This window comes from Pseudacidovorax sp. (assembly GCF_017991995.1).
Lineage (GTDB): Bacteria > Pseudomonadota > Gammaproteobacteria > Burkholderiales > Burkholderiaceae_C > Xenophilus.
Genome location: NZ_JAGOPN010000026.1, coordinates 1 through 24,924 on the forward strand (window position 1 = coordinate 1; position 24,924 = coordinate 24,924).

General features: G+C 70.6%; 25 protein-coding genes and 3 tRNA genes. 8 read left to right on the forward strand and 20 right to left on the reverse strand.

Translation table 11 applies throughout. From position 1 onward, the window contains the following. From KBC94_RS26365 to KBC94_RS26380, 4 genes are all read right to left on the reverse strand, one after another. Positions 1-145: GTP-binding protein (locus KBC94_RS26365; RefSeq protein WP_294366786.1), on the reverse strand; the 145-nt coding region annotated here is incomplete at its 3' end. Positions 146-223: 78 nt separating this feature from the next. Then, positions 224-298: transfer RNA gene (locus KBC94_RS26370), tRNA-Thr, on the reverse strand. A gap of 38 nt (positions 299-336) precedes the next feature. Then, positions 337-410: transfer RNA gene (locus KBC94_RS26375), tRNA-Gly, on the reverse strand. Between the two features lie 73 nt (positions 411-483). Continuing rightward, positions 484-569: transfer RNA gene (locus KBC94_RS26380), tRNA-Tyr, on the reverse strand. A gap of 141 nt (positions 570-710) precedes the next feature. On the opposite strand from KBC94_RS26380, the gene KBC94_RS26385 reads away from it, so the two are divergent. Beyond that, a complete protein-coding gene (locus tag KBC94_RS26385; protein ID WP_294377666.1) occupies positions 711-1,829 on the forward strand; it encodes a patatin-like phospholipase family protein in 1,119 nt (372 codons plus the stop codon). A 14-nt stretch (positions 1,830-1,843) separates the two neighbouring features. Here the strand turns inward: KBC94_RS26385 and KBC94_RS26390 are convergent, their stop codons facing one another. The 9 genes from KBC94_RS26390 to KBC94_RS26430 all read right to left on the reverse strand — a co-directional run bounded on the left by KBC94_RS26390 (position 1,844) and on the right by KBC94_RS26430 (position 10,159). Continuing rightward, positions 1,844-2,593: a uracil-DNA glycosylase gene (locus KBC94_RS26390; protein WP_294377671.1), complete on the reverse strand. Its 750-nt coding sequence runs from the start codon at positions 2,591-2,593 to the stop codon at positions 1,844-1,846. An 11-nt stretch (positions 2,594-2,604) separates the two neighbouring features. After that, positions 2,605-3,411 (reverse strand): indole-3-glycerol phosphate synthase TrpC, encoded by an 807-nt coding sequence (gene trpC, locus KBC94_RS26395; RefSeq protein ID WP_294377674.1) that lies wholly within the window; start codon positions 3,409-3,411, stop codon positions 2,605-2,607. 25 nt (positions 3,412-3,436) lie between these two features. Further along, positions 3,437-4,471, reverse strand: a complete 1,035-nt coding sequence (gene trpD / locus KBC94_RS26400; RefSeq protein WP_294377676.1) for an anthranilate phosphoribosyltransferase — start codon at positions 4,469-4,471, stop codon at positions 3,437-3,439. A gap of 50 nt (positions 4,472-4,521) precedes the next feature. After that, positions 4,522-5,169, reverse strand: coding sequence for a LysE family translocator (locus KBC94_RS26405; RefSeq protein WP_294377680.1), 648 nt, complete (start codon positions 5,167-5,169; stop codon positions 4,522-4,524). Next, complete coding sequence (gene ltaE, locus KBC94_RS26410) at positions 5,162-6,214, reverse strand: low-specificity L-threonine aldolase (RefSeq protein ID WP_294377684.1); 1,053 nt, start codon at positions 6,212-6,214, stop codon at positions 5,162-5,164. The genes KBC94_RS26405 and ltaE overlap by 8 nt, the downstream gene beginning before the upstream one ends. Continuing rightward, positions 6,214-6,804, reverse strand: a complete 591-nt coding sequence (locus KBC94_RS26415) for an aminodeoxychorismate/anthranilate synthase component II (protein ID WP_294377808.1) — start codon at positions 6,802-6,804, stop codon at positions 6,214-6,216. The genes ltaE and KBC94_RS26415 overlap by 1 nt, the downstream gene beginning before the upstream one ends. A gap of 5 nt (positions 6,805-6,809) precedes the next feature. Then, complete coding sequence (locus tag KBC94_RS26420) at positions 6,810-8,402, reverse strand: chorismate-binding protein (RefSeq protein ID WP_294377687.1); 1,593 nt, start codon at positions 8,400-8,402, stop codon at positions 6,810-6,812. A gap of 266 nt (positions 8,403-8,668) precedes the next feature. After that, a complete protein-coding gene (gene gph / locus KBC94_RS26425; protein WP_294377691.1) occupies positions 8,669-9,370 on the reverse strand; it encodes a phosphoglycolate phosphatase in 702 nt (233 codons plus the stop codon). A 114-nt stretch (positions 9,371-9,484) separates the two neighbouring features. Next, positions 9,485-10,159: a response regulator transcription factor gene (locus tag KBC94_RS26430; RefSeq protein ID WP_294377692.1), complete on the reverse strand. Its 675-nt coding sequence runs from the start codon at positions 10,157-10,159 to the stop codon at positions 9,485-9,487. Between the two features lie 243 nt (positions 10,160-10,402). Here KBC94_RS26430 and KBC94_RS26435 point away from each other — a divergent pair, with 243 nt between their 5' ends. Together KBC94_RS26435 and KBC94_RS26440 are read left to right on the forward strand one after the other, a co-directional pair. Beyond that, positions 10,403-11,020 carry a DotU family type IV/VI secretion system protein gene (locus KBC94_RS26435; RefSeq protein ID WP_294377694.1) on the forward strand — a complete coding sequence of 206 codons (618 nt, stop codon included), beginning with the start codon at positions 10,403-10,405 and terminating at the stop codon, positions 11,018-11,020. Between the two features lie 2 nt (positions 11,021-11,022). Next, positions 11,023-12,015, forward strand: a complete 993-nt coding sequence (locus KBC94_RS26440; protein ID WP_294377697.1) for a type VI secretion system protein — start codon at positions 11,023-11,025, stop codon at positions 12,013-12,015. A 21-nt stretch (positions 12,016-12,036) separates the two neighbouring features. On the opposite strand, the gene tssJ is transcribed toward KBC94_RS26440, so the two are convergent. Continuing rightward, positions 12,037-12,570 (reverse strand): type VI secretion system lipoprotein TssJ, encoded by a 534-nt coding sequence (gene tssJ, locus KBC94_RS26445; RefSeq protein ID WP_294377699.1) that lies wholly within the window; start codon positions 12,568-12,570, stop codon positions 12,037-12,039. Positions 12,571-12,641: 71 nt separating this feature from the next. Here tssJ and tssA point away from each other — a divergent pair, with 71 nt between their 5' ends. The 4 genes from tssA (at position 12,642) to KBC94_RS26465 (ending at position 16,419) form a co-directional block, all read left to right on the forward strand. After that, the gene (tssA, locus tag KBC94_RS26450; protein WP_294377702.1) at positions 12,642-13,709 is read left to right on the forward strand and encodes a type VI secretion system protein TssA; all 1,068 of its coding nucleotides are present in this window, start codon (positions 12,642-12,644) and stop codon (positions 13,707-13,709) included. Between the two features lie 55 nt (positions 13,710-13,764). Next, a complete protein-coding gene (tssB, locus tag KBC94_RS26455) occupies positions 13,765-14,277 on the forward strand; it encodes a type VI secretion system contractile sheath small subunit (protein ID WP_017759093.1) in 513 nt (170 codons plus the stop codon). A gap of 31 nt (positions 14,278-14,308) precedes the next feature. Next, positions 14,309-15,802: a type VI secretion system contractile sheath large subunit gene (tssC, locus tag KBC94_RS26460; RefSeq protein WP_294377707.1), complete on the forward strand. Its 1,494-nt coding sequence runs from the start codon at positions 14,309-14,311 to the stop codon at positions 15,800-15,802. 125 nt (positions 15,803-15,927) lie between these two features. Further along, a complete protein-coding gene (locus KBC94_RS26465; RefSeq protein WP_294377709.1) occupies positions 15,928-16,419 on the forward strand; it encodes a type VI secretion system tube protein Hcp in 492 nt (163 codons plus the stop codon). 111 nt (positions 16,420-16,530) lie between these two features. On the opposite strand, the gene KBC94_RS26470 is transcribed toward KBC94_RS26465, so the two are convergent. After that, the gene (locus KBC94_RS26470; RefSeq protein WP_294377712.1) at positions 16,531-17,304 is read right to left on the reverse strand and encodes a protein phosphatase 2C domain-containing protein; all 774 of its coding nucleotides are present in this window, start codon (positions 17,302-17,304) and stop codon (positions 16,531-16,533) included. A gap of 52 nt (positions 17,305-17,356) precedes the next feature. Further along, complete coding sequence (gene tagH / locus KBC94_RS26475) at positions 17,357-19,285, reverse strand: type VI secretion system-associated FHA domain protein TagH (RefSeq protein ID WP_294377714.1); 1,929 nt, start codon at positions 19,283-19,285, stop codon at positions 17,357-17,359. A gap of 194 nt (positions 19,286-19,479) precedes the next feature. On the opposite strand from tagH, the gene KBC94_RS26480 reads away from it, so the two are divergent. After that, entirely contained in the window at positions 19,480-20,055 is a 576-nt protein-coding gene (locus KBC94_RS26480) for a hypothetical protein (protein WP_294377717.1), read from the forward strand. Positions 20,056-20,060: 5 nt separating this feature from the next. Here the strand turns inward: KBC94_RS26480 and KBC94_RS26485 are convergent, their stop codons facing one another. The 4 genes from KBC94_RS26485 to KBC94_RS26500 all read right to left on the reverse strand — a co-directional run bounded on the left by KBC94_RS26485 (position 20,061) and on the right by KBC94_RS26500 (position 24,919). After that, on the reverse strand, positions 20,061-20,456 hold the full coding sequence (locus KBC94_RS26485) for a DUF4150 domain-containing protein (RefSeq protein ID WP_114802058.1): 396 nt from the start codon (positions 20,454-20,456) through the stop codon (positions 20,061-20,063). Between the two features lie 29 nt (positions 20,457-20,485). After that, positions 20,486-21,166 carry a DUF3540 domain-containing protein gene (locus KBC94_RS26490; RefSeq protein ID WP_294377720.1) on the reverse strand — a complete coding sequence of 227 codons (681 nt, stop codon included), beginning with the start codon at positions 21,164-21,166 and terminating at the stop codon, positions 20,486-20,488. Between the two features lie 17 nt (positions 21,167-21,183). Then, complete coding sequence (locus KBC94_RS26495; RefSeq protein ID WP_294377723.1) at positions 21,184-22,242, reverse strand: pentapeptide repeat-containing protein; 1,059 nt, start codon at positions 22,240-22,242, stop codon at positions 21,184-21,186. An 85-nt stretch (positions 22,243-22,327) separates the two neighbouring features. Further along, positions 22,328-24,919, reverse strand: a complete 2,592-nt coding sequence (locus KBC94_RS26500) for a DUF2169 domain-containing protein (RefSeq protein WP_294377726.1) — start codon at positions 24,917-24,919, stop codon at positions 22,328-22,330. Positions 24,920-24,924: the final 5 nt, after the last annotated feature.

A 24,924-nucleotide genomic window follows, 5' to 3' on the forward strand; every position in this document is an offset into this window, starting at 1 on the left:
CGTCGTACTTCTTGGCTTCGCCGCCGAACTTGGCCGACAGCACCGTGGCGATGGCCGCCGTCAGGGTCGTCTTGCCATGGTCCACGTGACCGATGGTGCCCACGTTCACGTGCGGCTTGGTGCGTTCAAACTTGCCTTTTGCCATTGTCTGGACTCCGAATACAACTTAGACCACATGTACATGGACTTGTGCAGCCGGCTGCCGCACCATCCCTGCAATCGATGGTGCCCTTGGCGGGAATCGGACCCGCGACCTCTCCCTTACCAAGGGAGTGCTCTACCACTGAGCCACAAGGGCAACTTGAAAACCGTCGCTCAACGTTTGATGAAGCCGCATGGAGCGGGAGACGGGAATCGAACCCGCGTCATCAGCTTGGAAGGCTGGGGTTCTACCATTGAACTACTCCCGCATCGTGACACTTCGATGCCGACATCGGCACCGGGGCCTCGCACGAAAATCGCTCGGCAACTTTCATCATTCGCTGGTGGAGAGGGCTGGATTCGAACCAGCGTAGGTATAAACCGGCAGATTTACAGTCTGCTGCCATTAACCACTCGGCCACCTCTCCGGCGAACCACAGACTATAGCACCATCCATCCAAGATGGCGAGCTGGCCCGAAAAAATTTTTCGTCCGTGCGGCGCCTCGGACGACAGAAGCCGCGGAAGGATGCGCCGCCCAGGGTTTTTGCTGCACTGCACAATCCACGCATGAGTGCTTCCGCCCTTCCCCTTCCTGGCCGCCGCCCCAAGGTCAATCTCGCGCTGCAAGGCGGGGGCTCGCACGGCGCGTTCACCTGGGGCGTGCTGGATGCCCTGCTCGAGGATGGGCGCCTCGCCCTGGATGGCATCAGCGGCGCCAGCGCGGGCGCCGTCAACGCCGTGGCCCTGGCGCATGGCTTTGCGAAGGCCGGCGACGCGGGCGACCCCGCCAGGACCGCCGCCCGCCAAGCCGCCCGCGAGACGCTCGAGCGCGTCTGGCGGCGCGTGGCCGGTGTCGGTGCGCCGGGCGCGCTGGCCTCCCAGTTCATGCGCATGCTGTTCGGACAGGCGCCTGCCTTCCCCTCCCTGACGACCGATCCGTGGGCATCGCCGTACCAGTTCAATCCTCTGGGCATCAACCCGCTGCGGACGCTGCTGGACCAGGAGATCGACTTCGACGCGCTCGCCACGCTCGACAGCCCCCGCGTCTACGTCTCCGCCACGCAGGTGCGAACCGGACGGGCGCAGATCTTCCATGGCGCGCAGCTGACGCTGTCCGCGGTGATGGCCTCCGCCTGCCTGCCGACGATGTTCCAGGCGGTGGAGATCGACGGCGAGCCCTACTGGGACGGTGGCTACTCGGCCAATCCGGCCCTGCTGCCGCTGATCGAGAACTGTGAGAGTGCCGACATCGTGCTCGTCCAGCTCAATCCGCTGCACCGCGCCGACACGCCCCGCACGCCCCATGAGATCGCCCAGCGCGTGGACGAACTGGCCTTCAACGCGAGCCTGATCTCGCAGATGCGCAGCATCGACTTCATGCAGCAGCTGCTGGCCGATGGCCGGCTGCAGGAAGGCCGGCAGTTCCGCCAGTTGCGCCTGCACCGCATCGACATCGACAGCGCCCTGGACGACCCGCTGCCCTCGTCGAGCAAGCTGTCCACCGACATCGCCATGATCGAGCAGTTGTTCGAACGGGGCCGCCACGCCGCCCAGGACTGGCTGGCAAGGCAAATCGACGACGTGGGCCGCCGCACCACCATCGACATTCAGGCCGACTACGTGGCCGGCGCGCCGCTGCCGACCGAACCAGTGGCGAAGCGGACGCCGCAACTGCGCAGCGCCTGATCGCCGGCCGGAGATCAGGCGTCCGGGGTTGGCACAGCACCCTCGCCCGGAGCCGCGGCACGTTGCGCATCGCGCCAGGCCCGTGCCTGGCCGAAATGCCCGCAGCCGATGAAAGGCACCGGTGGCCGCAGCGCCGACAGCGGCGAGGGATGGTTGGCCATCAGCAGCTTGTGCCGCCTGGCGTCGATGAAGCTGCGCTTGCTCTGGGCATGCGATCCCCAGAGCATGAACACCGCCGGCCGCGCGCCGTCGGCGACATGGCGGATCACCGCATCGGTCAGCACCTCCCAGCCTCGGCCGGCATGGCTGGCGGGCTGGCCCTCCTCCACCGTGAGGCAGGTGTTGAGCAGCAGCACGCCCTGCTGCGCCCAGCGCACCAGGCTGCCGCCGGGGCTCGGGAACTTCGGCGGCGGCGTGCCCAGGTCGCGCTGGAGCTCCTGGAAGATGTTGCGCAGCGAGGGTGGCAGCCGCACGCCGGGCGCCACCGAAAAGGCCAGGCCCTCGGCCTGGCCGCGGCCGTGATACGGGTCCTGACCCAGGATGACCACGCGCACGGCCTCGGGCGGCGTGAGTTCCAGCGCCCGCAGCGGCTGCGGCGGAAAGATCACCGCGCCGGCATCCAGCCGCTGCTGCAGGAAAGCAAGCAGGCCCTGCCCCTTGTCGCCGGCGAAGAACCGGTCGACCAGCGGCCGCCAGCCCTCGGCCACGGCCCATTCGGCCGGGTCGGCGGACTGCAGTTGCGTGGCCGCGCCAGGCTGAGCCATGCCGTCCCGGATCATGCGGCGAACAGCTCGGCCAGCGCCTCGCCCGGCTCCGGCGCACGCATGAAGCGCTCGCCGACGAGGAAGGCATTCACGCCGCCTTCGCGCAGTTGCTGCACGTCCTCGCGCGTGGCGATGCCCGATTCGGTGACCAGCAGGCGCTCCGCCGGCACCATGGCCTTCAGGTCCAGCGTGGTCTGGATCGATACCTCGAAGCTGCGCAGGTTGCGGTTGTTGACGCCCACCAGCGGCGTGCGCAACTTCAGCGCGCGCGCCATCTCGGCGGCGTCGTGCACCTCGACCAGCACCGCCATGTCCAGACCCAGCGCGATGGCCTCGAAGTCGCGCATCTGTGCGTCGTCCAGGCAGGCGGCGATGAGCAGGATGCAGTCGGCGCCCATCGCGCGTGACTCGTAGATCTGCCACGCATCGACCATGAAGTCCTTGCGCAGCACCGGCAGGTCGCAGGAGGCGCGGGCCTGGCGCAGGTAGTCGGGGCTGCCCTGGAAGAACTGGCGGTCGGTCAGCACGGACAGGCAGGCCGCGGCCATCTCGCCGTCGCCCAGCGCATAGCTCTGGGCCAGGTCCGCGGGAATGAACTCGCCCTCGCGGATCACGCCCTTGCTGGGGCTGGCCTTCTTGATCTCGGCGATCACGCCTGCCTGACCGGCGGCGATGCGGCGGCGCAGCGCGCCCACGAAGTCGCGCGTCAGCACGCGGCTTTCGGCGTCGGCGCGGATGGCCTCCAGCGGCACCCGCTTGCGGGCGGCGGCCACTTCCTCGTGCTTGACGGCCACGATCTTGTTGAGGATGTCGGACATGGGGCGTTCTCTCGGTGAATCGGGATCAGGCCGCGGCAGCGGACGTGGTGAACTGGACCATCTGGGCCAGGCGGGCCTTGCCAGCGCCGCTGTCGATGGCCTCGCGCGCGCGCTCGATGCCGGCGCCGATGGAGTCGGCGACATTGGCGGCATAGAGCGCCGCACCGGCATTGAGCAGCACGATGTCGCGGGCCGCGCCATGCACACCGTCGAGCACGCCCATCAGCACCGACTTCGATTCCTCCGGCGTCTGCACACGCAGGGAGCGAAGACTCGCCATGCGCAGGCCGAAGTCCTCGGGATGCACCTCGTACTCGCGGATCTCGCCATTCCGGAGTTCGCCCACCATGGTGGCGGCACCCAGCGAGATCTCGTCCAGGCCGTCGCGACCGTAGACCACCAGCGCATGCTCGGCGCCCAGGCGCTGCAGCGCCCGCACCTGGATGCCTACGAGGTCCGGGTGGAACACGCCCATCAGGATGTTGGTGGCGCCAGCCGGGTTGGTCAGCGGACCCAGGATGTTGAAGATGGTCTTGATGCCCAGCTCGCGGCGGATCGGTGCCACGTTCTTCATCGCCGGATGGTGGTTGGGCGCGAACATGAAGCCGATACCCACCGCCTCGATGCTGCGGGCGATCTGCTCTGGGCCCAGGTTGATGTTGACGCCCAGCGACTCCAGCACGTCGGCACTGCCGGACTTGCTGCTCACGCTGCGCCCGCCATGCTTGCTCACCTTGGCGCCTGCAGCGGCCGCGACGAACATGGCGCAGGTCGAGATGTTGAAGGTGTGCGAGCCATCGCCGCCCGTGCCCACGATGTCGACCAGGTGCGTGCGGTTCTTCACCGGCACATGCAGCGCCACCTCGCGCATCACCTGCGCGGCGGCAGTGATCTCGCCGATGGTTTCCTTCTTGACGCGCAGGCCGGTGATGAGCGCCGCCGTCATCACGGGCGAGGCTTCGCCGCGCATGATGAGGCGCATGATGTGGAGCATCTCGTCGTGGAAGATCTCCCGGTGCTCGATGGTGCGCTGCACGGCTTCCTGGAGCGTGATGGGCATGGCGGTGTCTGCTTTCTCGAAGTCGGAAGGAAGAAGGAAAAGGTGAAGGTTCAGCGCGAAGGCGCGTCGCTGAAGGCAAGCTTGAGGCCGAAGCCCAGCACCATGAGGCCCGCGGCCCGCTCGGCCCAGCGCAGCACGGTGCCGGCGCGGTCCAGGCGTCGCGCCATCCAGGCCGCGAGCGCCGCCCAGCCGATGCACACCCACAGCGCATTGAAGTTGAAGAGCAGGCCCAGAAGCAGGAACACCCCGCCCGGATGCGCCGCCGCCGGATCGACGAACTGCGGCACGAAGGCCAGGAAGAAGAGCGCCACCTTCGGGTTGAGCACGTTGGTCAGGAAGCCGCCGCGGAAGACACGCGCCAGCGGCTCGGTCTGCGGGCTTTGCTGCGCGGCCAGTCCGGCCTGCAGGGCGCCCGGCCGGCGCAGCATCTGCACGCCGATCCACACGAGGTAGGCCGCGCCCACCCACTTGAGCACCATGAAGGCGGTGGCCGAGGCGGCGACGATGGCGCTCACCCCCACGGCCGCGGCAACGATGTGCACGCAGCAGCCCGCCGTGATGCCCAGCGCCGCCACCACGCCCGCGCGCCAGCCCTGGCGCAGCGCATGGCCCACGATGTAGAACACGTCCACGCCTGGCGTGAGGTTCAGCAGCAGGCCGGCGAGCACGAAGGCCAGCAGGTGCGGCAGGTCAGGCATGGAAGTAGTCCTTCATGGCCGCCACGGCCTGGTCCACGCCTTCTTCGTCCACATCGAGATGCGTCGCGAAGCGCAGGCGATAGAGCCCCGTCGCCAGCACGCCGCGCGACTTCAGGAAGTCCATCAGACCGGCGCTGCGTTCGCGTGCCGGCCCTTCGAGGTCGACGAAGACGAGATTGGTGTGCGGCGCCTCGACCTTCAGGCCGGCAATGCCCACCAGCCCATCGGCGAAGCGCTTCGCGAGCGCATGGTCGTCGGCCAGGCGGTCGATATGGTGGTCCAGCGCATGCAAGGCCGCCGCGGCCAGCATGCCGGCCTGGCGCATGCCGCCGCCGGCCATCTTGCGCACGCGATGGGCGCGGGCGATGAACTCGCGCGAGCCGCACAGCGCCGAGCCCACCGGCGCGCCCAGGCCCTTGCTGAAGCACACCGAGACGCTGTCGAAGCACTGCGCGATGCGCCGCGCCTCGGTGCGTGCGTCGCCGCCCGTCGCCTGGGCCTGCGCGACTGCCGCATTGAAGAGGCGCGCACCGTCCAGATGGCGCGACAGGCCGCGCGATTGCGCGAGCGCGGTGGCCTGCTGCACATAGCCGAAGGGCAGCAGCCGGCCGCCCAGCGTGTTTTCCAGCGCCAGCAGCCGGGTGCGCGCGAAGTGCGCATCGTCCGGCTTGATGGCTGCCTCGATGTCGGCCAGCGCCAGCGTGCCGTCATGTTGATGCTCAAGTGGCTGCGGCTGGATGCTGCCGAACACCGCGGCCCCGCCGCCTTCCCAGCGGTAGCAGTGCTGCATCTGGCCCACGATGTACTCGTCGCCGCGCTGGCAGTGCGCCAGCAGCGCGCACAGGTTGCTCTGCGTGCCGGTGGGCACGAACAGCGCCGCCTCGAAGCCGAGCATCTCAGCGATGCGCGCCTGCAGCGCATTGACCGTCGGGTCGTCGGCGAAGACGTCGTCGCCCACCGGTGCCGCCACCATGGCCTGGCGCATCGCCGCGGTCGGGCGGGTGACGGTGTCGCTGCGCAGGTCGATGGGGGCGGTGCGGGTCATCAGGCGGGCTCCAGGAAGTTCTTCAGCATGGCATGGCCATGCTCGGTCAGGATGGACTCGGGATGGAACTGCACGCCCTCCATCCGCACCGCCTGCGGCAGCTCGGTGTGGCGCACGCCCATGATCTCGCCGTCGTCGGTGCGCGCCGTGACGGCCAGCACCGCGGGGCAGCTGTCGGCCTCGATCGCCAGCGAGTGGTAGCGGTTGACGGTGAAGCGCTCGGGCAGGCGGGCGAACACGCCTTCGCGCGTGGTCGTGATCTCGCTGACCTTGCCGTGCATCAGCTGCCGGGCCCGCACGATCCTGCCGCCGAAGGCCGCGCCGATGCTCTGGTGGCCCAGGCACACGCCCAGGATGGGCAGCTTGCCGGCGAAGGCCTGGATGGCCGGCACCGACACGCCGGCCTCGGCCGGCGAGCAGGGACCGGGAGAGATCACCAGCCGGCTCACGCCGGCGGCGATGCGCTCGCCGATGCCTTCCAGCGTGATCTCGTCGTTGCGCACCGTCTCCACCTCCGCGCCCAGCTCGCCGAAGTACTGCACCAGGTTGTAGGTGAAGGAGTCGTAGTTGTCGATCATCAGCAGCTTCATGGCGCTCACTCCAGACCTTCTTCCACCAGCTCTGCCGCACGCAGCAGCGCGCGGGCCTTGGCCTCGGTTTCCTTCCATTCCAGCTCGGGCACCGAATCGGCCACCACGCCGGCCGCGGCCTGCACGTGCAGCACCTGGTCCTTGATGACGCCGGTGCGGATGGCGATGGCCAGGTCCATGTCGCCGGCATAGCTGATGTAGCCGCAGGCGCCTCCGTACAGGCCGCGCTTGGTGGGCTCCAACTGGTCGATCAGCTCCATGGCATGCACCTTGGGCGCGCCGGTCAGCGTGCCAGCCGGGAAGGTGGCCTTGAACACGTCGATGGCGCCCATGCCGTCCAGCAGCGTGCCCTCGACATTGCTCACGATGTGCATCACATGGCTGTAGCGCTCGACCGCGAAGGCCTCGGTCACCTTGACGCTGCCGGTCTTGGCGATGCGGCCGATGTCGTTGCGCGCCAGGTCGATCAGCATGACGTGCTCGGCGCGTTCCTTGGGGTCGTTGACCAGCTCGACCTCGGCGGCCTTGTCCAGTTCCATCGAGGCGCCGCGCGGCCGGGTGCCGGCCAGGGGACGGATGGTGATCTTCTGTTCTAGAGCTGAAGCCCCCACGCTCCCCGCTGCGCGTGGTTCGCTGCCCCCCGAGGGGGCGCTCGCGCCTTGGGGCGGCCCGGCGTCGCTCGGCGCGTGCTCCTGGCGCACAAGGATCTCCGGCGACGCGCCCACGACATGGAAGTCGCCGAAGTCATAGAAGTACATGTACGGGCTGGGGTTGAGCGAACGCAGCGCGCGGTACAGCGACAGCGGCGATTCGGTGTAGCGCTTGCTGATGCGCTGGCCCACCTGCACCTGCATGAAGTCGCCGGCGGCGATCAGCTCCTTGGCGCGCTCCACCGCCGCCAGGTAGTCGGACTTGGCGAAGGGCCGCTCGGCCGGATGCGCCTGCGTGGGCTTGACCTGCGGGGCAGCCACCGAATAGCGCAGCAACTCCTTGAGCTCGCGCAGCCGGCGCTTGCCGCGGGCATAGGCCTCGGGCTGCGACGGGTCGGCATAGACGATCAGGTAGAGCTTGCCCGACAGGTTGTCGATGACGGCCAGCTCCTCACATTGCAGCAGCAGGATGTCGGGGCAGCCGATGGTGTCGGGCGGGCAGGTCTTCTCGAGCTTCTTCTCGATGTAGCGCACCGCGTCGTAGCCGAAGTAGCCGGCCAGGCCGCCACAGAAGCGCGGCAGGCCGGGCCGCAGTGCCACCTTGAAGCGCTTCTGGTAGGCCGCGATGAAGTCCAGCGGGTTGCCGCTGGCGGTCTCCACCACCTGACCGTCGGTCACGACCTCGGTGCGGGCTTCGTCGCCGAAGCCGCTGGCGCGCAGCAGCGTGCGCGCGGGCAGGCCGATGAAGCTGTAGCGGCCGAAGCGCTCGCCGCCGACGACGGATTCGAGCAGGAAGCTGTGGCGTCCGCCGCCGGCGGCGCCGTGGCCATGGGCCAGCTTGAGGTAGAGGGAGAGCGGGGTTTCGAGGTCCGCGAAGGCCTCGGTCATCAGCGGGATGCGGTTGAAGCCCTGGCTGCTGAGGCTCTTGAACTCGAGTTCGGTGATCACGGGGTTTCTCCTGGCCGGCGGGCGCTCCTGTGGCCCATGCGGCGGTTCATTCGATCTGGAGGAGGCACGGCGAGCGAAGCATCGGCCGGGCCAGGCGTGCGCAGCCGCGAGGGCCGCGCGATCAGGCGGTCAACGTCTTTGGCTTGCGCCAGGGCCAGGCTCCCCGGCAGCCTTGCCCCGTCTGGATGACGTGATGAATGAACATGAGAGGCGCGGAGTGTAGCCCAGGGCCTCTGGACGCCGGGGACGCTTCGCGGACAAGCCCGTCAGTGGGCCGTGCCGCCCGGCCGGATGTCAAGGCGCAGGTCCGCCAGCGAATCCACATAGGCGTCCGCCGGCACCTCTCGCACGGGGCGGCCGTGGTTGTAGCCATAGCTCACCAGCACCACGCGGCAGCCGGCGGCACGCGCAGCCTGCGCGTCGTTGCTGGAGTCGCCAATGGCCAGCGTGCGGCCCGGCGCGCTGCCCAGGGCCTCGCAGGTGCCCAGCAGCGGCAGCGGATCGGGCTTCTTGCGCGAGAAGCTGTCGCCGCCGAAGACATGGTCGAAGAAACCATCCAGACCCTTGGCCGCGAGCAGTGGCCGCGCGAAGGCGAGCGGCTTGTTGGTCAGGCAGGCCAGCCGCAGGCCTTGCGCGCGCAGCGACGCCAGGCCGTCGGCCACGCCGGGATAGACCGTCGAATGCTGGCCGTTGATGGCGAGGTAATGCCGCTGGTAGCGGGTCCAGGCGCGGTCGAAGAGCGCCTCGGGCGACGGCGCCCCCACCTGCTGCAGCACCGCGCGGATCAGGTGCTCGGAGCCCTTGCCCACCAGCGTGCCGATGACGTTCACGTCGATGGGCGGCAGCGACAGGTCCTGCAGCATGCCGCCCAGCGCGGCGGCGAAGTCACCCAGGGTGTCCACCATCGTGCCGTCGAGGTCCACGATGGCGGCGTCGAGGGAGGAGCGGTCGAAGAATGCGGCAGTCACGGACAGGCAGGGTCGAAGTCGGGCCTGCGACTGTAGCGCCCACGCCCCGGCAGGCAGCGCTGCAGGGCCGAGCCCAGACCCGTCGCACCCGGGCGCCGCGCCCGGCTCAGGCGCTCACGCTTCGGTCAGGGACTGCGCCGCCACCACCGCCTCGGTGCGGTTGCGCACGTTCAGTGCGCGGAAGATGGCCGCCAGGTGGATCTTCACCGTGCCTTCGCTGATGCCGAGGCTGCGGCCGATCAGCTTGTTGGGCTTGCCCTGCGACAGCAGCTGCAGCACCTCGACCTGTCGCTCGGTGAGCACGTTGCGCAGGTGCTCCAGCGTGGGCGCGGCCGCGGGGGCCGGCGCCGCGCGCACCAGCGGCTCGGTGCCGGCATGCGGCGCCAATCCGCCCGGCAGGGCCGACAGCATCATGGGCGGCACGTACACGCCCCCGGCCATCACCAGCCGCACGGCCGACAGCATCACGTCGGGCGAATAGGCCTTGGGAATGAAGCCGAGCGCGCCGCGGTCGAGCACCGCGCGCATCATGGCCGGGTCCTCGTAGCCCGAGACCACGATCACCGGCACGGCCGGATGGCGGCGCCGCAGCTCGTCGATGTGGCCGTACTGCTCGGCGCCGGGGATGTTCAGGTCGATCAGCGCCAGGTCGATGTCGTCGGTGGCCAGCGAGAACAGCTCGGCCGCCGTGGTGGCCACCACGAACGTGACGCCTTCTTGAAGTTCGGCCAGCTTGGCCTTCATGGCCTCGATGACCAGACGGTGGTCTTCGGCGATCAGGATTCTCATGGCGTGCTCGATGGAGATGTGCGCGCGCCGCATTCGCCCAGGCCTGCGCCCCACGATGCCCTGCGCCGCCGCTGCCCGCCCTCGCAGGCGCGAAAACCGGCAGGGTAGCGCCTAAGCCCCCCGCCAGCAAGGCGCCGCCCCTGCCCGAAAGGCATAGCTCCGTCGCCCTATGGTGGCCCGGCGATCGCCTCGCCAAGATGGCCCGCACATGCGATCCGGACCCACGGTTGTGCAAGAGGGCCCATGCCGCGCCTGTTCGACTTCTATGCGCCGCTCTTCTCGCTCGGGCTCGCCCTGCAGGCGCAGGAGGCGGCCATGCGCGAGCCTGGGCAGGCGAGCCGGCTCGCCCGTGAGCGGCTGATGCGCGCGCGCATGCAGGCCCTGGACGCGGGCCACTCCCTGGCCCAGGTGGAGTCGGCCGCCTTCGCCGTCGTGGCCTGGCTCGACGAGGTGCTGGCCCGCTTGCCGGGGGCACCGGCCGACACGCTGCAGCTGGTGCTATTCAACTCGACCACGGCCGGCACCGAGTTCTTCCATCACCTCGCCGTGCTGGGGCCGCACGACGCGCAGGTGCGCGAGGTCTACTGGTACGCACTGGCCCTGGGCTTCCATGGCCAGTACCACTTCGAGCGGGGCCAGGGCGCTGGCGTGCTGGCACGGCTGAAGGCCCTGCATGCGGCCCAGCTGCCACTGGCGCCGATCCGCCCCTCGGCCTGGGGCGCATGGGCCTCGGTGCCGGGCCCGCCCCTGGCGGTGGCGCCCCGCGCGCACGACCCGCAGCCCTGGCGGATCGCGGCACTGGCCGCCGCCATGGTGGCCCTGGCCCTGGCCTGCGTGGTCCTGCCCTTCGTGGAGGGCTGACCATGCCGGCCTGCCTGGCCCTGGGCCTGCTGACGCTGGTCGCGCTGCTGCTGCTCGGGCGATGGTGGCGGCGGGAAGGCCGGCAACGCTGGCGCCGCCGGCGTCGCCTGGCACGCTGGATCCGCCACCAGCCGCCGCGCGAGCGGCCGGGCCGCGATGAACTCCGCGCATTGCAGATGGCGCTGCCGGGCGGCCGCGCCACCTGCCGGCTGCTGAGCATCGGCGATGCGCAGGCCGTGCCCTCCTCGCTGCTGGCCACGCCCGCTGGCGGGGCCCTGCCCTCCCACTTCTGGGAGGCGCGCCAGGCCGGCGGCATCCTGCTGCTCGGCCTCACGCTGCCGGCCACCGAGGGCCTGGATGGTGGCGCGCGCCGCCTCGGCCTGTGGCCCCATGCCCTGCGCACCCTGGCCCATCGGCATCCCGCACAGCCCCTGCATGGCCTGGTGCTGTGCATCACCGCCGCGGACCTGCTGCGCGACGGCACCGCGCGCACCGAGCGCCTGGCGCGCCTCAGCCATCTCGCGCACCAGGCCTGCGGCGCGCTGGGCCTCGCCCTGCCCGTGCACCTGGTCGTCACGCAGATGCAGGCACTGCCCGGCTATGCCAGCTTCGAGGCGCTGCTGCCGCCCGAGGCCTTCCGGCAGCCCTGGGGCATGCGCCACCCCGGCACCGGCCGCGGCGCGCGGCCCGAGGACCTGCTCGCACCGGTGTTCGAGCCCCTCATGGACCGCCTGCATGCCCTGCGCCTGGGCATGCTGCTCGACGCGCCACCCATGCCGATGCGACGCGACATGCACGAGTTCGTCGAGCAGGTCCGCAGCCTGCGTGCCGGCCTGTGCCAGTGGCTGGACATGCTGACCGACGGACCGCCGCCCTCGCCGCTGCCGCACTGGCAGGGGTTGTTCTTCACGGCATCGCGGCCCGACGCGGCATTCACGGCCGGCCTGCTGGGCCGGATGGCCGGCCTGCACGAGCCGCCGGCGTCCATCCGCTGAACTCGCAGCCCGCGCTCCCCTTCAGGGCGTCGAGGGCTCGATGCGGATCTGCCGCGCGCCGAAGGTCACGTCGAGCTTCACCGGCTTGCCCGGCTCCACCGGCCGCACCTCGCGCCAGCGGGCCCGCTCCAGGTCACGGTAGGCAGCCATGAAGGCGAGCGCCTTGGCATCGGCCGGCAGCGTCATCTCGATGCGGCGGCTGTCGCCGGGGCGCAGCAGCAGTTCCTCCTTCTGCACCAGGTCGCCACCCAGCGTGGCCTGGTCCTTGTCGAAGAGCGTGAAGAAGTCGGCCGCATCGAAGGACTGCGAGGCCTTCAGCGCATACACCCGCACGGTCACCGGCGAAGCCCGGCCGCGTGCATCGGGGTTGGCGTCGGCACCGCCCTTGAGGTTCAGCACCACCGGCGTGACGATGGGCTTGGGCGGCGGAGGCGGCGGCGCCGCACAGCCGGCCAGCAGCAGCGGACCGAGCACCGCACCGGCAAGAAGACCACGCCCCAGCGAGCGCCGCGCAAGGCGGCCATAGGACGAACGTTGGGGGGATGGCGCCTGCATGCTATTTCCTTCGTTGCATTGACCCTGGGGTGGGTATCTTCGATTATCCCCAGCACTATTTGACAGGCAACATGCTGACCCCGGACATCGTCGACGCACTGCTGGAGCCCATCGGCGAGGCATCGCCCTGCGGCGACGACCTCGAGTACGACCCCGAGTTCATCGCGCTGGAGACCTCGGCCCAGGGCAAACCCGAGCAGCAGTTCGGCGACACCATCATCCCCGCCGTCGAGCCCGAATGGCCGCAGGTGGCCGAGGCGGCCCAGGCACTGCTGCGGCGGACCAAGGACGTGCGCGTGGCCATGCACCTGCTGCGTGCCAGCACCCGGCTGCAGGGCCTGGAGGGCTTCCTGGCCGGCATGCGTCTGCTCGCCGGCCTGCTCGACAGCCAGTGGGACCACATCCATCCGATGCTGGATGCGGACGACGACAACGACCCCACCATGCGCCTGAATGCGCTCGCGCCGCTGGCCGACGATGCATTGGTGGTGCGCGACCTGTACGACGCCTGGGTGGGCACGGCGCGCAGCGTGGGCCGCATCCGGGTGCGCGACATCGCGATTGCACGCGGCGTCCTGGAGCCCCTGGGCGACGACGCCGGCTACTCCGCCTCGCAAGTGCAGGGCGGGCTCGAAGAGATCGTGCAATCGCAGCCCGAAGTGGCCGACCGCATGGCTGCCACCGGGCCCGCCGTCAACGGCCTGCGCCAGGTCCTGAACGAACGCAGCAGCCAGGGCGACGCCGTGGACCTGGCGCGCCTGAGGACCATCGGGCACATGCTGGGGCAGGCCGCACAGGGCCTGGCCGCGGGCGACGCGGCCGACCAGGGCGGCGACGCCGCACCGACCGGCGGCGAGGACGGCGGTGACGGCGCGGACAACGGCAGCACGGGCCGCCCCGGCGCCGGTGCCCCCATCCGCGGCGAGATCCAGTCGCGCGCCGATGCCCTGCTGATGCTCGACAAGGTCATCGCCTACCTGCAGCGCACCGAGCCCGGCAACCCCGCACCGCTGCTCATCGAGCGCGCCAAGAAGCTCATCGGCGTGAGCTTCCTGGACATCATCGCCAACCTGGCGCCCGACGCCATGAGCACGATCGAGCACGTGACCGGCGCACGTGCCCCGAGCGACGACGACTGAGTCGCCGCCGGCCCCGCCACACGCTTCACCCCCCACTCCTTCAAGGAGCTTCCGCATGTCTTCCAAGAGCAGTCAGAAATTCATTGCCCGCAACCGCGCGCCGCGCGTGCAGATCGAGTACGACGTCGAGTTGTACGGCGCCGAGAAGAAGGTGCAGCTGCCCTTCGTGATGGGCGTGCTGGCCGACCTGTCGGGCAAGCCCGCCGACCCACTGGCGCCGGTGGCAGAGCGCAAGTTCCTGGAGTTCGACGTCGACAACTTCGACGCCCGCATGAAGGCCATGAAGCCGCGCACCGCCTTCGCGGTCGAGAACACGCTCACCGGCGAGGGCGAACTCAAGGTGGAGCTGACCTTCGAGAACATGGACGACTTCTCGCCCGGCGCCATCGCGCGCAAGGTCGACTCGCTCAACAAGCTGCTCGAAGCGCGCAACCAGCTGTCCAACCTGGTGACCTACATGGACGGCAAGGGCGGCGCCGAGGAACTGCTGGCCAAGGTGCTGGAAGACCCGGCCCTGCTGCAGTCGCTGGCCGCCGCCAAGAAGCCGGCCGAAGACAGCGCCGCCTGACACCCACCCGCCCAGGATCGAGGAGAACCCCATGGCAGAAGCACTTCAGCAGAATGCGCTGAAAGAGGTCGAGTACGCCGGCAGCGATTTCGCATCGCTGCTGCAGAAGGAATTCAAGCCCCGCAGCGACGAGGCCAAGAGCGCGGTCGAGACCGCCGTGCTCACGCTGGCGCAGCAGGCGCTGTCGAACACGGCGCTGATCGGCAAGGACGTCACGCAGTCGATCCAGGCCATGATTGCCGCCATCGACGCCAAGCTGACCGAGCAGGTCAACAAGATCATCCACCACCCGGACTACCAGAAGCTCGAGAGTGCATGGCGCGGCCTGCACTACATGGTCAACAACACCGAGACCGACGAGAACCTGAAGATCCGCGTGATGGACGTCTCCAAGCAGGACCTCGCCAAGACACTGAAGAAGTTCAAGGGCGCGGCCTGGGACCAGAGCCCGATGTTCAAGAAGGTCTACGAAGAGGAATACGGCCAGTTCGGCGGCGAGCCCTTCGGCGCCATCGTGGGCGACTACCACTTCGACCACACGCCGCCCGACGTCGAGCTGCTGGGCGAGATGGCCAAGATCGCGGCCGCCGCGCACGCGCCCTTCATCACCGGCGCCAACCCCAGCCTGATGCAGATGGGCAGCTGGCAGGAGCTGGCCAACCCGCGCGACCTGACCAAGATCTTCGGCACGCCCGAGTACGCCGGCTGGCGCACGCTGCGCGAATCGGACGACTCGCGCTACCTGGGCCTGTGCATGCCGCGCTTCCTGGCGCGCACGCCCTACGGCGCCAACAGCAATCCGGTCGAGGAATTCGACTTCGAGGAAGACACGGCCGGCGCCGACCACAACAAGTACGCCTGGGCCAACGCCGCCTATGCGATGGCCACCAACATCAACCGCTCGTACAAGGAATACGGCTGGGGCTCGCGCATCCGCGGCATCGAGTCGGGCGGCGCGGTGGAGAACCTGCCGCTGCACACCTTCCCAAGCGACGACGGCGGCGTGGACCAGAAGTGCCCCACCGAGATCGCCATCAGCGACCGCCGCGAGGCCGAGCTGTCCAAGGCCGGCCTGCTGTCGATGATCCACCGCAAGAACTCGGACTTCGCGGCCTTCATCGGCGCGCAGTCGCTGCACAAGCCGGCCGAGTACGACGACCCGGACGCCTCGGCCAATGCCAACCTGGCGGCCCGCCTGCCCTACCTCTTCGCCTGCAACCGCTTCGCGCACTACCTCAAGTGCATCGTGCGCGACAAGATCGGCGGCTTCAAGGAGAAGGCCGACATGGAGCGCTGGCTGAACAAGTGGATCACCAACTACGTGGACGGCGATCCCGCCACGTCATCGGAAGAGACCAAGGCCCGCAAGCCGCTGGCCGCCGCCGAGGTGATCGTGGAGGAGGTCGAGGGCAACCCGGGCTACTACACGTCCAAGTTCTTCCTGCGCCCGCACTACCAGCTCGAAGGCCTGACGGTGTCGCTGCGACTGGTGTCGAAGCTGCCCTCGGCCAAGGGTGGCGCCTGATCCAGGTCCCCACGGTGCGCGCAATCCCTTTTGAAAAGGCGCACCGCCTCTCGTTCTCCAGACAGCTTTCCGGCGCTTGTGCAGGAAAGCCCAATCACTTCCCACCCAACTGAAAGGTGCACATCATGGCAGTAGACATGTTCCTCAAGATCGAAGGCGCAGAGATCAAGGGCGAGTCGAGGGACGCAAAACACAAGGAGGAGCTCGACATCCTGGCCTGGAGCTGGGGCATGTCCCAGTCGGGCACGATGCACGGCGGCGGCGGCGGCGGCGCCGGCAAGGTCAACGTGCAGGATCTCAGCGTCACCAAGTACGTGGACGCGGCCTCGCATGCGCTGATCCTGGCCTGCTGCAAGGGCACCCACTACGACAAGATGACGCTGGTGGTGCGCAAGGCCGGCGACGATCCGCTGGAGTACATCAAGATCACCATGGAAGAAGTGATCATCAGCAGCGTGAGCACCGGCGGCAGCGGCGGCGAGGACCGCCTGACCGAGAACGTCGTCTTCAACTTCGCCAAGTTCAAGTTCGAGTACGACCCGCAGACGCAGAAGGGCGGCGGCAAGGGCGTGAAGACGGCCGCCTGGAACATTGCCGAGAACAAGGCCTTCGGCTGACGGACGCTGCGGACGACACCGCATCCCAAGCAAGACGCCGGCAGATGCCGGCGTCTTGCTTTGTGCCGCGAGGGCGGCCGACGCCACACGGGCGCCCGGGCCCTTCGCTGCTCAGCCGGGCATCAGCCGTGTCGCGTCGTCATGCCCGTCGGGCATCACCCACAAGGCGATGGCGGTGTAGTTGTCCTGACCGGGCTTGCCGCGCCCGACGATCTGGGCGTCGATCTGGTCCACCCATTGCCGCGGCGTGCGCGAGGCATGCAGGCAGGCGGCGAGGCCTTCGTCGCCCACCACCTCCCACACGCCGTCCGAGCACAGCAGCAGCGCATCGCCGGGCTCCAGGCGCATCCGGTCGGAGATGTCCACCTGCGGCGGTTCGGTGGCGGAGCCCAGCGCCGACAGCAGCACGTTGCGCTGCGGATGCAGGCGTGCGCCCTCGTCGTCGAGCATGCCGCCGGCCACCATCTGCTGCACCAGGCTGTGGTCCACGGTGCGCGCCACGACGGCGCCGCCACGGAACAGGTAGGCCCGGCTGTCGCCGCTGTGGGCCCACACCATGGCATGTTCCTCCAGGTCGATGGCCGCCATCACCAGCGTCGTGCGCATGGCGGCCAGCTTGCCGCCCTCGGCCTGGCGCGCGACGATGGCCTGGTTGGCCTGCGCGACCAGCTGGCGCAGCAGGCCCGGCGCCAGGCCGGGCTCGAGCGCGAAGCCACCCAGCAGGCTGGCCCGGGCCGTCGCCGCGGCCACGTCGCCCCCGCCATGGCCGCCCGCACCATCGGCCACCAGGCACAGCACATGGCGATCGTCGTACCAGTGGCCGTAGACGTCCTCGTTGTAGTCACGCCCGCCCTGGCGGGTCAGGGTGACGATCTCAATTTCCACGCGCGCTCCTCGTCGCAGTTGTCATCGTTGGGGTCTCCTGCCTCTCGGTGTCTCAGGTCGTGCCGCTGCCGGGCGGCTGCTTCAGCCGGGCCATCTGCGCTTCGTAGGCCTCCAGGAAGGCCTTGCCGAAGAGGCTGTGGAAGTCGTCCTCGGCCTCGGTGGCGATGGCGCCGTACAGCGCGGTGAACTGGTCCCACAGCTTGGCCTTGCGGTTGGCCGCGAACAGGCTGTCCAGCGCCGAGCGGGCGGCGATCTTCTTCTCGAGCTCTTCGGGGCCAAAGCGGGCGATGAGGGCGGCCAGCGCCGCGCGCAGGCCGACCATGACGCCGAACTGATGCGCGCGCAGGTCGTCGTAGGCATCGCGCATGGCGGCCTCGGCGGGCATGAAGCCGCGCAGCTGCGGGCCCAGCAGATGGCCGAGGGCGACCTCGACAGTGGGCGAGAACTTGAGGGGGTTGTTGGCCTGCGCCGCGATCATCGTGACCTCGGCACGCACCTCGCGCTTGAGCTCCTGGCGCGTCAGCAGCAGCTGCAGCGTGCCTTCGGTGGCGCTGCGCAGCATGACGCCGATGCGCTCCATCAGCGCGGGCGTGAGCTGCGCGGGCGGCTGGTGCATGCCGCCCAGGCCCCGCAGGAAGGCGGTCAGCAGTTCGCCCGAGTCTGTGCCGGTGCCTGCGTCGAAGGCGCCGGCCGTCGGCATGGCGGGCGACGGCGGCCCCCCCATGGCAGGCACCGGCGCGGCCGGCATCGCAGGCGCGGGCTGCGGCATGGCGACCGGGGCGCGCGCAGCGACCGCCGGCGCCACCGCAGGGGCCGGCGCAGGCGCTGGGGCAGGCGCCAGCAGATCGTCGAAGCCGCCGCCAGCGACCGCCGACGGACCGAAAGGCTCGTCGCCCAGCAGGTCCGCAAAGGGATCGGGCACTGCCGCCGATGCACCCGCGACGGGCAGTGTCGGCGCCGCCGCTCCCGGCGCAGGCGGCGACGGCGCGGCCACCGGCGCGGGCGGCCGCGGCACGGAGGCGCGACCGATGCGGATCGGCTCGCCGGCCGTGTCGTCGAAGGTGGCGCCACCGTCGGCCGGGCGCGCGGCAGGCGCGGGCGCGCTCGCCCGCGGCGGCGTGAAGCCGAACTGCCCGATGGGCGCGTGGTCGCTGCGAGGCGCCTGGCTTGCCGCGGGTCGCTGCTGCAGGGCCGCCAGGGGGTCGGACGCGGCTGCGGCGGTGTTGGGCTGCAAAAGCGGATCGGCCAATGGGGACAGGGCCAGCGGATCGGCGCCCGCCGGTGCGGGACCGAGGCCGAACAGATCGTCGATGCGCTGCGCGTTGGCCGTGGGATTGGAGGCCGCGGGCAGGCCCAGGTCCGAGAAGTCGTCGAGCGGCGCCGACGCGGCCGGCAGGCCGCCCAGCAGACCGCCGAAGGGATCGCCGGCCGATGCGGGGGCCGCACGGGGCGCCGCGCCCAGTGGATCGGCGAAGGCTGCTGGCAGCTCGCGCCCTCCCGCGGCCGAGGGCGCAGGCGCCGCCGGCGGACGGGCGGGCGCCGCCGCAGGCGCAAGCCCCGCCAGCAGATCGGCAAAGGGATCGTCGTCGGGCAAGGCCGGCTTCGGTGACGCCGGCGCACCGAAGTCGGTGGGCAGGTCCATCGCCGCGGCCTTCGGCGACGGGGCCGCCGCCAGCTGCTGCACGGCGAGTTCGAAGCTGCCGATCACCAGCCGCTCGCCCCCCATGAGCGCGACCTCGTTGCCCGCGCCCAGCGGCACGCCGTTGCACTGCATCGGATTGCTGCCGCGGTCCACGATCACGTACTGGTCGCCGCGGCACAGCACCTGCGCATGCACGCGCGAGACGGTGCGGTCCGGGTCGTCCAGCACCAGCGTGTTGGTGTCCGCGCGGCCGATGGTGCCGCCCTGGGGGCCGAAGCGGGCGGCCATGGGCCGCCCCATCGGGGCGCCTTGACGGCCGACGACGACGATTTCGATCATGAATGGGGCTCCCGCTGCGCGCGAAGGCGGCGAGGCCGCCGCTCGCCGATGTGCGGGCCAGTATTCATAGGGCCCGACGCCTTGGCAATCTCGCCGGAAGAGGTATGCCGTCGCCCGTGCGCAGGCCTTTGGAAAACGCACCGCCCGGATCGTCTAATCGGCGCATGCCGCCATTGCCTTCAAGGAGTCGAACCATGGGCCTCCTGACCCTCCTGTCCGCCTTGCTCGGCGCCTGCCAGGGCGGTGGCGGCGACCGTGAGCAACCCGGCGACACGCCGAACCCCGTGCTGGCCGACCTGCTGCAGAAGGCCATCGACGCCGAGATCGGCCGCATGAACCCCGTATGGGCGCCCGGCCTGCTGCCCCAGGCCCCGCAGCAGGCCCGCGCGTGGCTCGGCGAGATCGACGAAGTGGTGGCGCGCTGCCGCTACGGCCCAGGCAACCGCACCAAGAGCAACCTGCTCGAGTACGACGTGCGGCTGCGCTCCGGCGAACAGATCCAGGACGTGTACAGCGGGCTGCGGTGCCTCTACGGCACGGCGCGGCCGCTGGTGATGCGCGTGCGCTTCGAGGCGGGCCAGGTGCGCGAGGTGCTGACCGATGGGCGCGAGCGCGAGGCATCGACGACGGCGGCGTCCAACGAGCTGCGGCAGTTCGCCCACAGCGTGGTGCGCCTCGACTGGGACCGGCGCGAGTCGCTGTACTTCCCGCCGCCCAAGACGCCGCAGGACATCGCGCGCGAGTGGACGCCGCCGCCGCCGCCGCGCTGAGGCTCTCAGGGCGCGAGCAGCAGCACCACCGGCTGGCTCGGCACCACGCGCACGCCCGGGCAGTTGGTGCTGTTCTGCAGCGACATGCTGGTCAGCCGGGAGGCCGGCATGCCCTGCAGCAGCACGGTGAACGCGCCGGTGAGGTGCCGGCTCGGCCCCATCACCGTGCCCGAGGCCACGCCCAGCAGCACGCCCGCGTTGTCGCCATTGGTCATGGGAATGGTGGTGCCCAGGTTGTGCGCCGGCCCGCCCATGATGAGGATGGTCGGGCAGTTGGGGATGGCCATCGGCCCCATGGCGATGTTGGGATATGGCACCGGGATCGGCGAGGGCACCGCGGGCGTGAGGCAGACGTCGGGGAAGCCCATGTCGGTTCCCATGACCTGGCAGTTGGCGAACATGCGGCGCTCCTCGATGGGGATGAAAGGCGTCAGCCGAAGTGGATCTGCGCGCCCCGCGCCTTCACCAGCTTCTCGCCATTGACCAGCGCGTGCTCGCCCGACAGCCGCAGGGTCTGCTCGGCCTCGCAGTTCAGGTGCGTGGCATGCACCTGGTCCAGCCCCTCGGTGCGGCGCAGGTAATGGCGGCTGTGGTGCTGCACACGCTCCATCACCGTCGACAGCACCGAGCCCACCAGCTTGAACACGCCGGCGCTCACGCGCAGCTGGCGTCCGACCACGTCGGCACCGTCCACCGCCACCTGGGCCTGCGGCGCGGTGATGGCCAGGCTGCGGCCGGCGCGCAGGTCCAGCGCTTCGGCCTGCAACGACAGCGTGCCGCCCTCCGCCTGCAGCAGGGCGTCCCCGGGCAGGCTGAGCAGATGGGGCGCGTCCGATTCGTCGCGCTGCAGCACGTTCATGACCCACCACTGTGCGGGTGCGACGCGCAGGCAGGCCACCGTGTCGCCGGGCCGCGGCGCCAGCAGGCAGCCCACCGCGCGCCGGGCCTGGACCTGCAGGCCACCACTGACCACCGCCAGCCCTTCGGCGCCGGATGCCGTGACCACGCCCACGCACCATTCGGCATCGATGGCCTTGGCCGCGCGAGAGGCCGTCGCGGTGGAAGGGCTGGGGGAAGAGGGACGCGCTGCCGCGCGGGGGCTCGGTGACATGGGGTTGCTCCTGGGATTCAGCCCGCGACGGGCTGCCATTGTTCGGCCTGGGCCAGATCGGGATCGGTCTCGAGCGCGCGTGCACGGTCGCTCATCTGCGCGCCTTCGGTGCGGGCACCATGCAGCACCGTGCGCATCAGGCCGGCGCCACGCAGGTCGGCCTGGGTCAGGTCCGCATGACGCAGGTCGGCATGGGCCAGCTCGGCGCCCCGCAGGTCGGCACCGGCGAGCGCGGCGCCGGCCAGGTGCACCTGGAACAGGTCGGCGCCGGCAAAGCAGGCGCCCGGTAGCTGCGCGCCGGTGAACAGCGCCTGTCGCAGCTGCGCCTCCCGGAAATCCACCTGGCTGCCTTCGGCCTGGCAGAAGAGCGCATGGCGGCCCCGCACGCGCGCGAAGCGGGCCTGGTCCAGCCTGGCCTGCTGGAAGTTGCAGCCGGCGATCAGGGCTTCGCTGAAGTCCGCGCCACGCAGATCGGCCTGCAGGAACTGGCAGCCCTGCAGCGCCAGACCGCGGAAGTCCATGCCGGCCAGCACCGCCCCGACGAAGGCCACGCGCTCCAGGCGGGCACCGCGCCAGCTCATGTGCTGCATGCCGCACTGGTAGAGCGTCGTCTGGCGCCACACCGCCTCTTCGGCGGCCACATCCAGCAGACTGGTCTCGCTGAAGGTGGCGGCGTCCAGGTCGGCCCCGCGCAGCACGGCGTGGTCCAGGCGCGTCTTGCTCACCAGGGCCATCGACAGCTGGGCCTGGCCCAGCTGGGCATGCGGGGCCTGGCACTCGGTGAGCACCGCGCCGTGCAGCATCGCGGACCGCAGGTCCGCATGGTCCATCCGGCAGCGGTTGAACACCGCCTTGCGCAGCAGTGCGCCCGCCATCAGCACGCCGCGCAGGTCGCACTGGTCGAAGACGCATTCGCGCAGGTCCGCCTCGCGCAGGTCGGCCTCGCCGAACTGGCACCGGCTGAAGATGCCGCCGCCCAGGTCGGCCCGACCGTAGGCACCCTTGCGCAGATCCAGTGCCTCGATCAGTTCGCCGACGGCCACGGCGGCAGACAGGCTGTGCAGGGACAGCGTCACGGCCGCCCCCCCTTCCGCGCCCGCCGAGGCGGCTGCGTGCGGCCCCGGCTCGGCCAGGTGCAGCGGCAAAGGAAGGCGCACCGGGTCATGCCGCCCCCTGCTGTTGCGGCGTCAGCCGGGGCCAGGTGCGTGCACGGGTGAGCAGTGCGCCCTCCAGCCGCACGTCGCCGTCGAGCCGCACGCGCGACAGGTCGGCGGCAAAGAGGTTGCTGCGGCGCAGATCGGCACCGCGCAGGTCGGCATGCTGGAGCACGGCGTCCTTGAGGTTGATGCCGGCCATCTGCGCACCCCGCAGCCGCGTGCGGCGCAGCAGTGCGCCCTGCGCGCTCGCCAGACGCAGGTCGGCACCGGTGAAGTCGGCCTCGCACAGGAAGGCCCCGTCCAGCCGCGACTGCGCAAAGCGCGCGCCCGCCAGGCCCATGCTGCCCAGGTTGGCACCGACCAGCCGCGCCTGGCTGAAATCGGCGCCGGCGGCATCGCATTGCTGTGCGAAGACCGCGCCATCGAGCAGCGCGCCGCCCAGGCGGGCCCCGGCCAGCCGGCATCCCATGAAGGTGGCCTGCGACAGGCGGGCGCCGCGCAGATCCACGCCATCGAGCGCGCATTCGATGAAGGTCGCGGCCGTGAGGTCGGCCTCGGCCAGCACCAGGCCCTGCAGGTCGAGCTTGTGGAAGGTCTGGCCCGGCGCCACCGCACCGGTCCAGTCCACCCGGCCCCACTGGCTCTCGAACAGCATCGCGCCCGTCAGGGTGGCGCGGCGCCACTGCGTGTCGCCGAACCCGCAGTGCATCAGCGTGGCCTGTTCGAGCTGGGCCTCGTCGAAGACCGCGCCGGACAGCCGCGCCCGGCCCAGGTTGGCGCCCATCAGCCGGGTGCCGACGGCGACCACGCCCCGCAGGTCCGCATGCGCCAGCACGGCGGCCGTGAAGTCGGCACCGGAGATGTTGGCTTGCGAGAGGTTGGCACTCTCCAGCCAGGCGCCCGCGAAGTCGCAGCCACGCAGGTCCAGGCCCGACAGGTCGGCACCCGTCAGGTCCATCCGCGCGAACTGACGCAGGCCGACCGCCACGGCGCGCTCGATCTCGGCGCGCAGCGCGCGGGCGGGCGCAGGCGCCATGGGCGCGGCAGGCAGCTGGGCATGGGCCGACTGCAGGTAGCCCATGCGCTCGGCCGCCTCCTGCCGGACCAGGCCGGCGTGCATGCCTGGCCGGTCGAAGGCCCGGCCCTGGGCCAGCGCCGCCATCTCGGCCAGGCGCTCCTCGGCATTGAAGCGCGGCGGCCCGCGATGCGCCAGCGCGGGCAGGTCCAGCTTCTGGCGGGCGGCCATCTCCAGCGCCTTCTCGGCCTGCGTCAACACGTCGTCCAGCATGGCCCAGTGCTGACGCTGCGCCTCCTTCTGCTGACGCTCCAGGTAGGCCACCAGCTCGGCCGGCCGCGTCGGCGCACGGTCCACCGGCGGCATCCGCAGCCCCAGCGCGTCCGGGTCCTTGCCGAGGGCGCGGGCCTGCGCCCTCGCCAGGGTGACCTCGGACTCCGCGCGGCGACGCTGGGCGTCGGCCTGCAGCTGGTCGCCCGCGAAGGCCTGCCGGCGCAGCTCGGCGTCGGGGTCCAGGTCGTCCAGGCCCTCGGGCAGCAGGTCCGCGTCGTTGAGCGCCTGCAGGGCTCCCATGGCCGGGTCGGCCCGCTTGTCCAGCACGGCGGCATAGTGGGCATCGTCCCGCGGTGCGCCGACGCGCTCCACGGCACCCAGCAGACAGCGGATGTCGCTGCCATCGTCGGTGGCGATCTCGGCCAGTCCCTGGAACAGGGCGATGGCCCGCTCCGCGTGCGGAAAGAACCACAGCGTGGTCAGCCGCAGCGGCACCTCGCGCAGCCGGGTCTCGCCGCCCGCCAATGCGTAGTCGGCGAAGACGCGCGCCCGCAGCCCGGGCAGCCGGCCTTCCACGCGGGGCCGGGTGGGATGCAGGTGGTCGAAGGCGAAGGTCTCGTCGCCACGCAGCGGCTGCTCGAACCACTGGTCCGGCGGCGCCATGTTGAAGTGGCGCCAGTCCAGGTCGGGCGCGAAGCCGGGCGCATGCTCGCGCAGGTAGGACTCGTCATAGGTGCCGCGGTGCGCGGCGCGCCACGGGTGCAGGGGTTCGAGCGCGCCGAAGCCGGCCGGCGGCACGGCCTGGTCGGGCCGCTGCAGCCGCGCCGCGGGCGACTCGATGTTGGGCAGCCAGTGCACGCCGTCCACGGCCGTGCGGCCCCGGCCCGCAGGGTTGAGCGCGAAGTCGGCGCCGCCGTAGGCATGGGCCCAGTCCAGCGGCAGGGACTCGAAGGGCTGCGGGGCGGTGGGCCGATCGCCGTGCCAGTGCCGCTCGCCGAAGACCAGCAGCGTCTTCTGCAGCGGGCCCACCTGCGCCCGCACCGCGCAGGCGCCAGGGCGCGCGGGATCGGCATGGGCGCGCCCATGCACCAGGAACTCGGGCGTGAGCTTGGCGATGCCCTCGTCGATCAGTGGGACGGCCATCTCCTCGGCCAGGAAGGTCCACATCGACTGCTCGCCCCACAGGGTGCCGCCTTCGGCCTGGGCGAAGGGGATGTGCAGGCTGGCCGTGACGCACAGGCCGTAGCGGCGGCGGTACTCGATGGGCCGGGTGGACAGCCCCAGGGACATGGGCTTGTGGACCTGCATCGGTG

Coding starts and splice junctions, on each gene's coding strand:
- KBC94_RS26385 (WP_294377666.1), top strand. CDS start 711: ATGAGTGCTTCCGCCCTTCCCCTTCCTGGCCGCCGCCCCAAGGTCAAT.
- KBC94_RS26390 (WP_294377671.1), bottom strand. CDS start 2,593: ATGGCTCAGCCTGGCGCGGCCACGCAACTGCAGTCCGCCGACCCGGCC.
- trpC (WP_294377674.1), bottom strand. CDS start 3,411: ATGTCCGACATCCTCAACAAGATCGTGGCCGTCAAGCACGAGGAAGTG.
- trpD (WP_294377676.1), bottom strand. CDS start 4,471: ATGCCCATCACGCTCCAGGAAGCCGTGCAGCGCACCATCGAGCACCGG.
- KBC94_RS26405 (WP_294377680.1), bottom strand. CDS start 5,169: ATGCCTGACCTGCCGCACCTGCTGGCCTTCGTGCTCGCCGGCCTGCTG.
- ltaE (WP_294377684.1), bottom strand. CDS start 6,214: ATGACCCGCACCGCCCCCATCGACCTGCGCAGCGACACCGTCACCCGC.
- KBC94_RS26415 (WP_294377808.1), bottom strand. CDS start 6,804: ATGAAGCTGCTGATGATCGACAACTACGACTCCTTCACCTACAACCTG.
- KBC94_RS26430 (WP_294377692.1), bottom strand. CDS start 10,159: ATGAGAATCCTGATCGCCGAAGACCACCGTCTGGTCATCGAGGCCATG.
- KBC94_RS26435 (WP_294377694.1), top strand. CDS start 10,403: ATGCCGCGCCTGTTCGACTTCTATGCGCCGCTCTTCTCGCTCGGGCTC.
- KBC94_RS26440 (WP_294377697.1), top strand. CDS start 11,023: ATGCCGGCCTGCCTGGCCCTGGGCCTGCTGACGCTGGTCGCGCTGCTG.
- tssJ (WP_294377699.1), bottom strand. CDS start 12,570: ATGCAGGCGCCATCCCCCCAACGTTCGTCCTATGGCCGCCTTGCGCGG.
- tssA (WP_294377702.1), top strand. CDS start 12,642: ATGCTGACCCCGGACATCGTCGACGCACTGCTGGAGCCCATCGGCGAG.
- tssB (WP_017759093.1), top strand. CDS start 13,765: ATGTCTTCCAAGAGCAGTCAGAAATTCATTGCCCGCAACCGCGCGCCG.
- tssC (WP_294377707.1), top strand. CDS start 14,309: ATGGCAGAAGCACTTCAGCAGAATGCGCTGAAAGAGGTCGAGTACGCC.
- KBC94_RS26465 (WP_294377709.1), top strand. CDS start 15,928: ATGGCAGTAGACATGTTCCTCAAGATCGAAGGCGCAGAGATCAAGGGC.
- tagH (WP_294377714.1), bottom strand. CDS start 19,285: ATGATCGAAATCGTCGTCGTCGGCCGTCAAGGCGCCCCGATGGGGCGG.
- KBC94_RS26480 (WP_294377717.1), top strand. CDS start 19,480: ATGGGCCTCCTGACCCTCCTGTCCGCCTTGCTCGGCGCCTGCCAGGGC.
- KBC94_RS26485 (WP_114802058.1), bottom strand. CDS start 20,456: ATGTTCGCCAACTGCCAGGTCATGGGAACCGACATGGGCTTCCCCGAC.
- KBC94_RS26490 (WP_294377720.1), bottom strand. CDS start 21,166: ATGTCACCGAGCCCCCGCGCGGCAGCGCGTCCCTCTTCCCCCAGCCCT.
- KBC94_RS26500 (WP_294377726.1), bottom strand. CDS start 24,919: ATGCAGGTCCACAAGCCCATGTCCCTGGGGCTGTCCACCCGGCCCATC.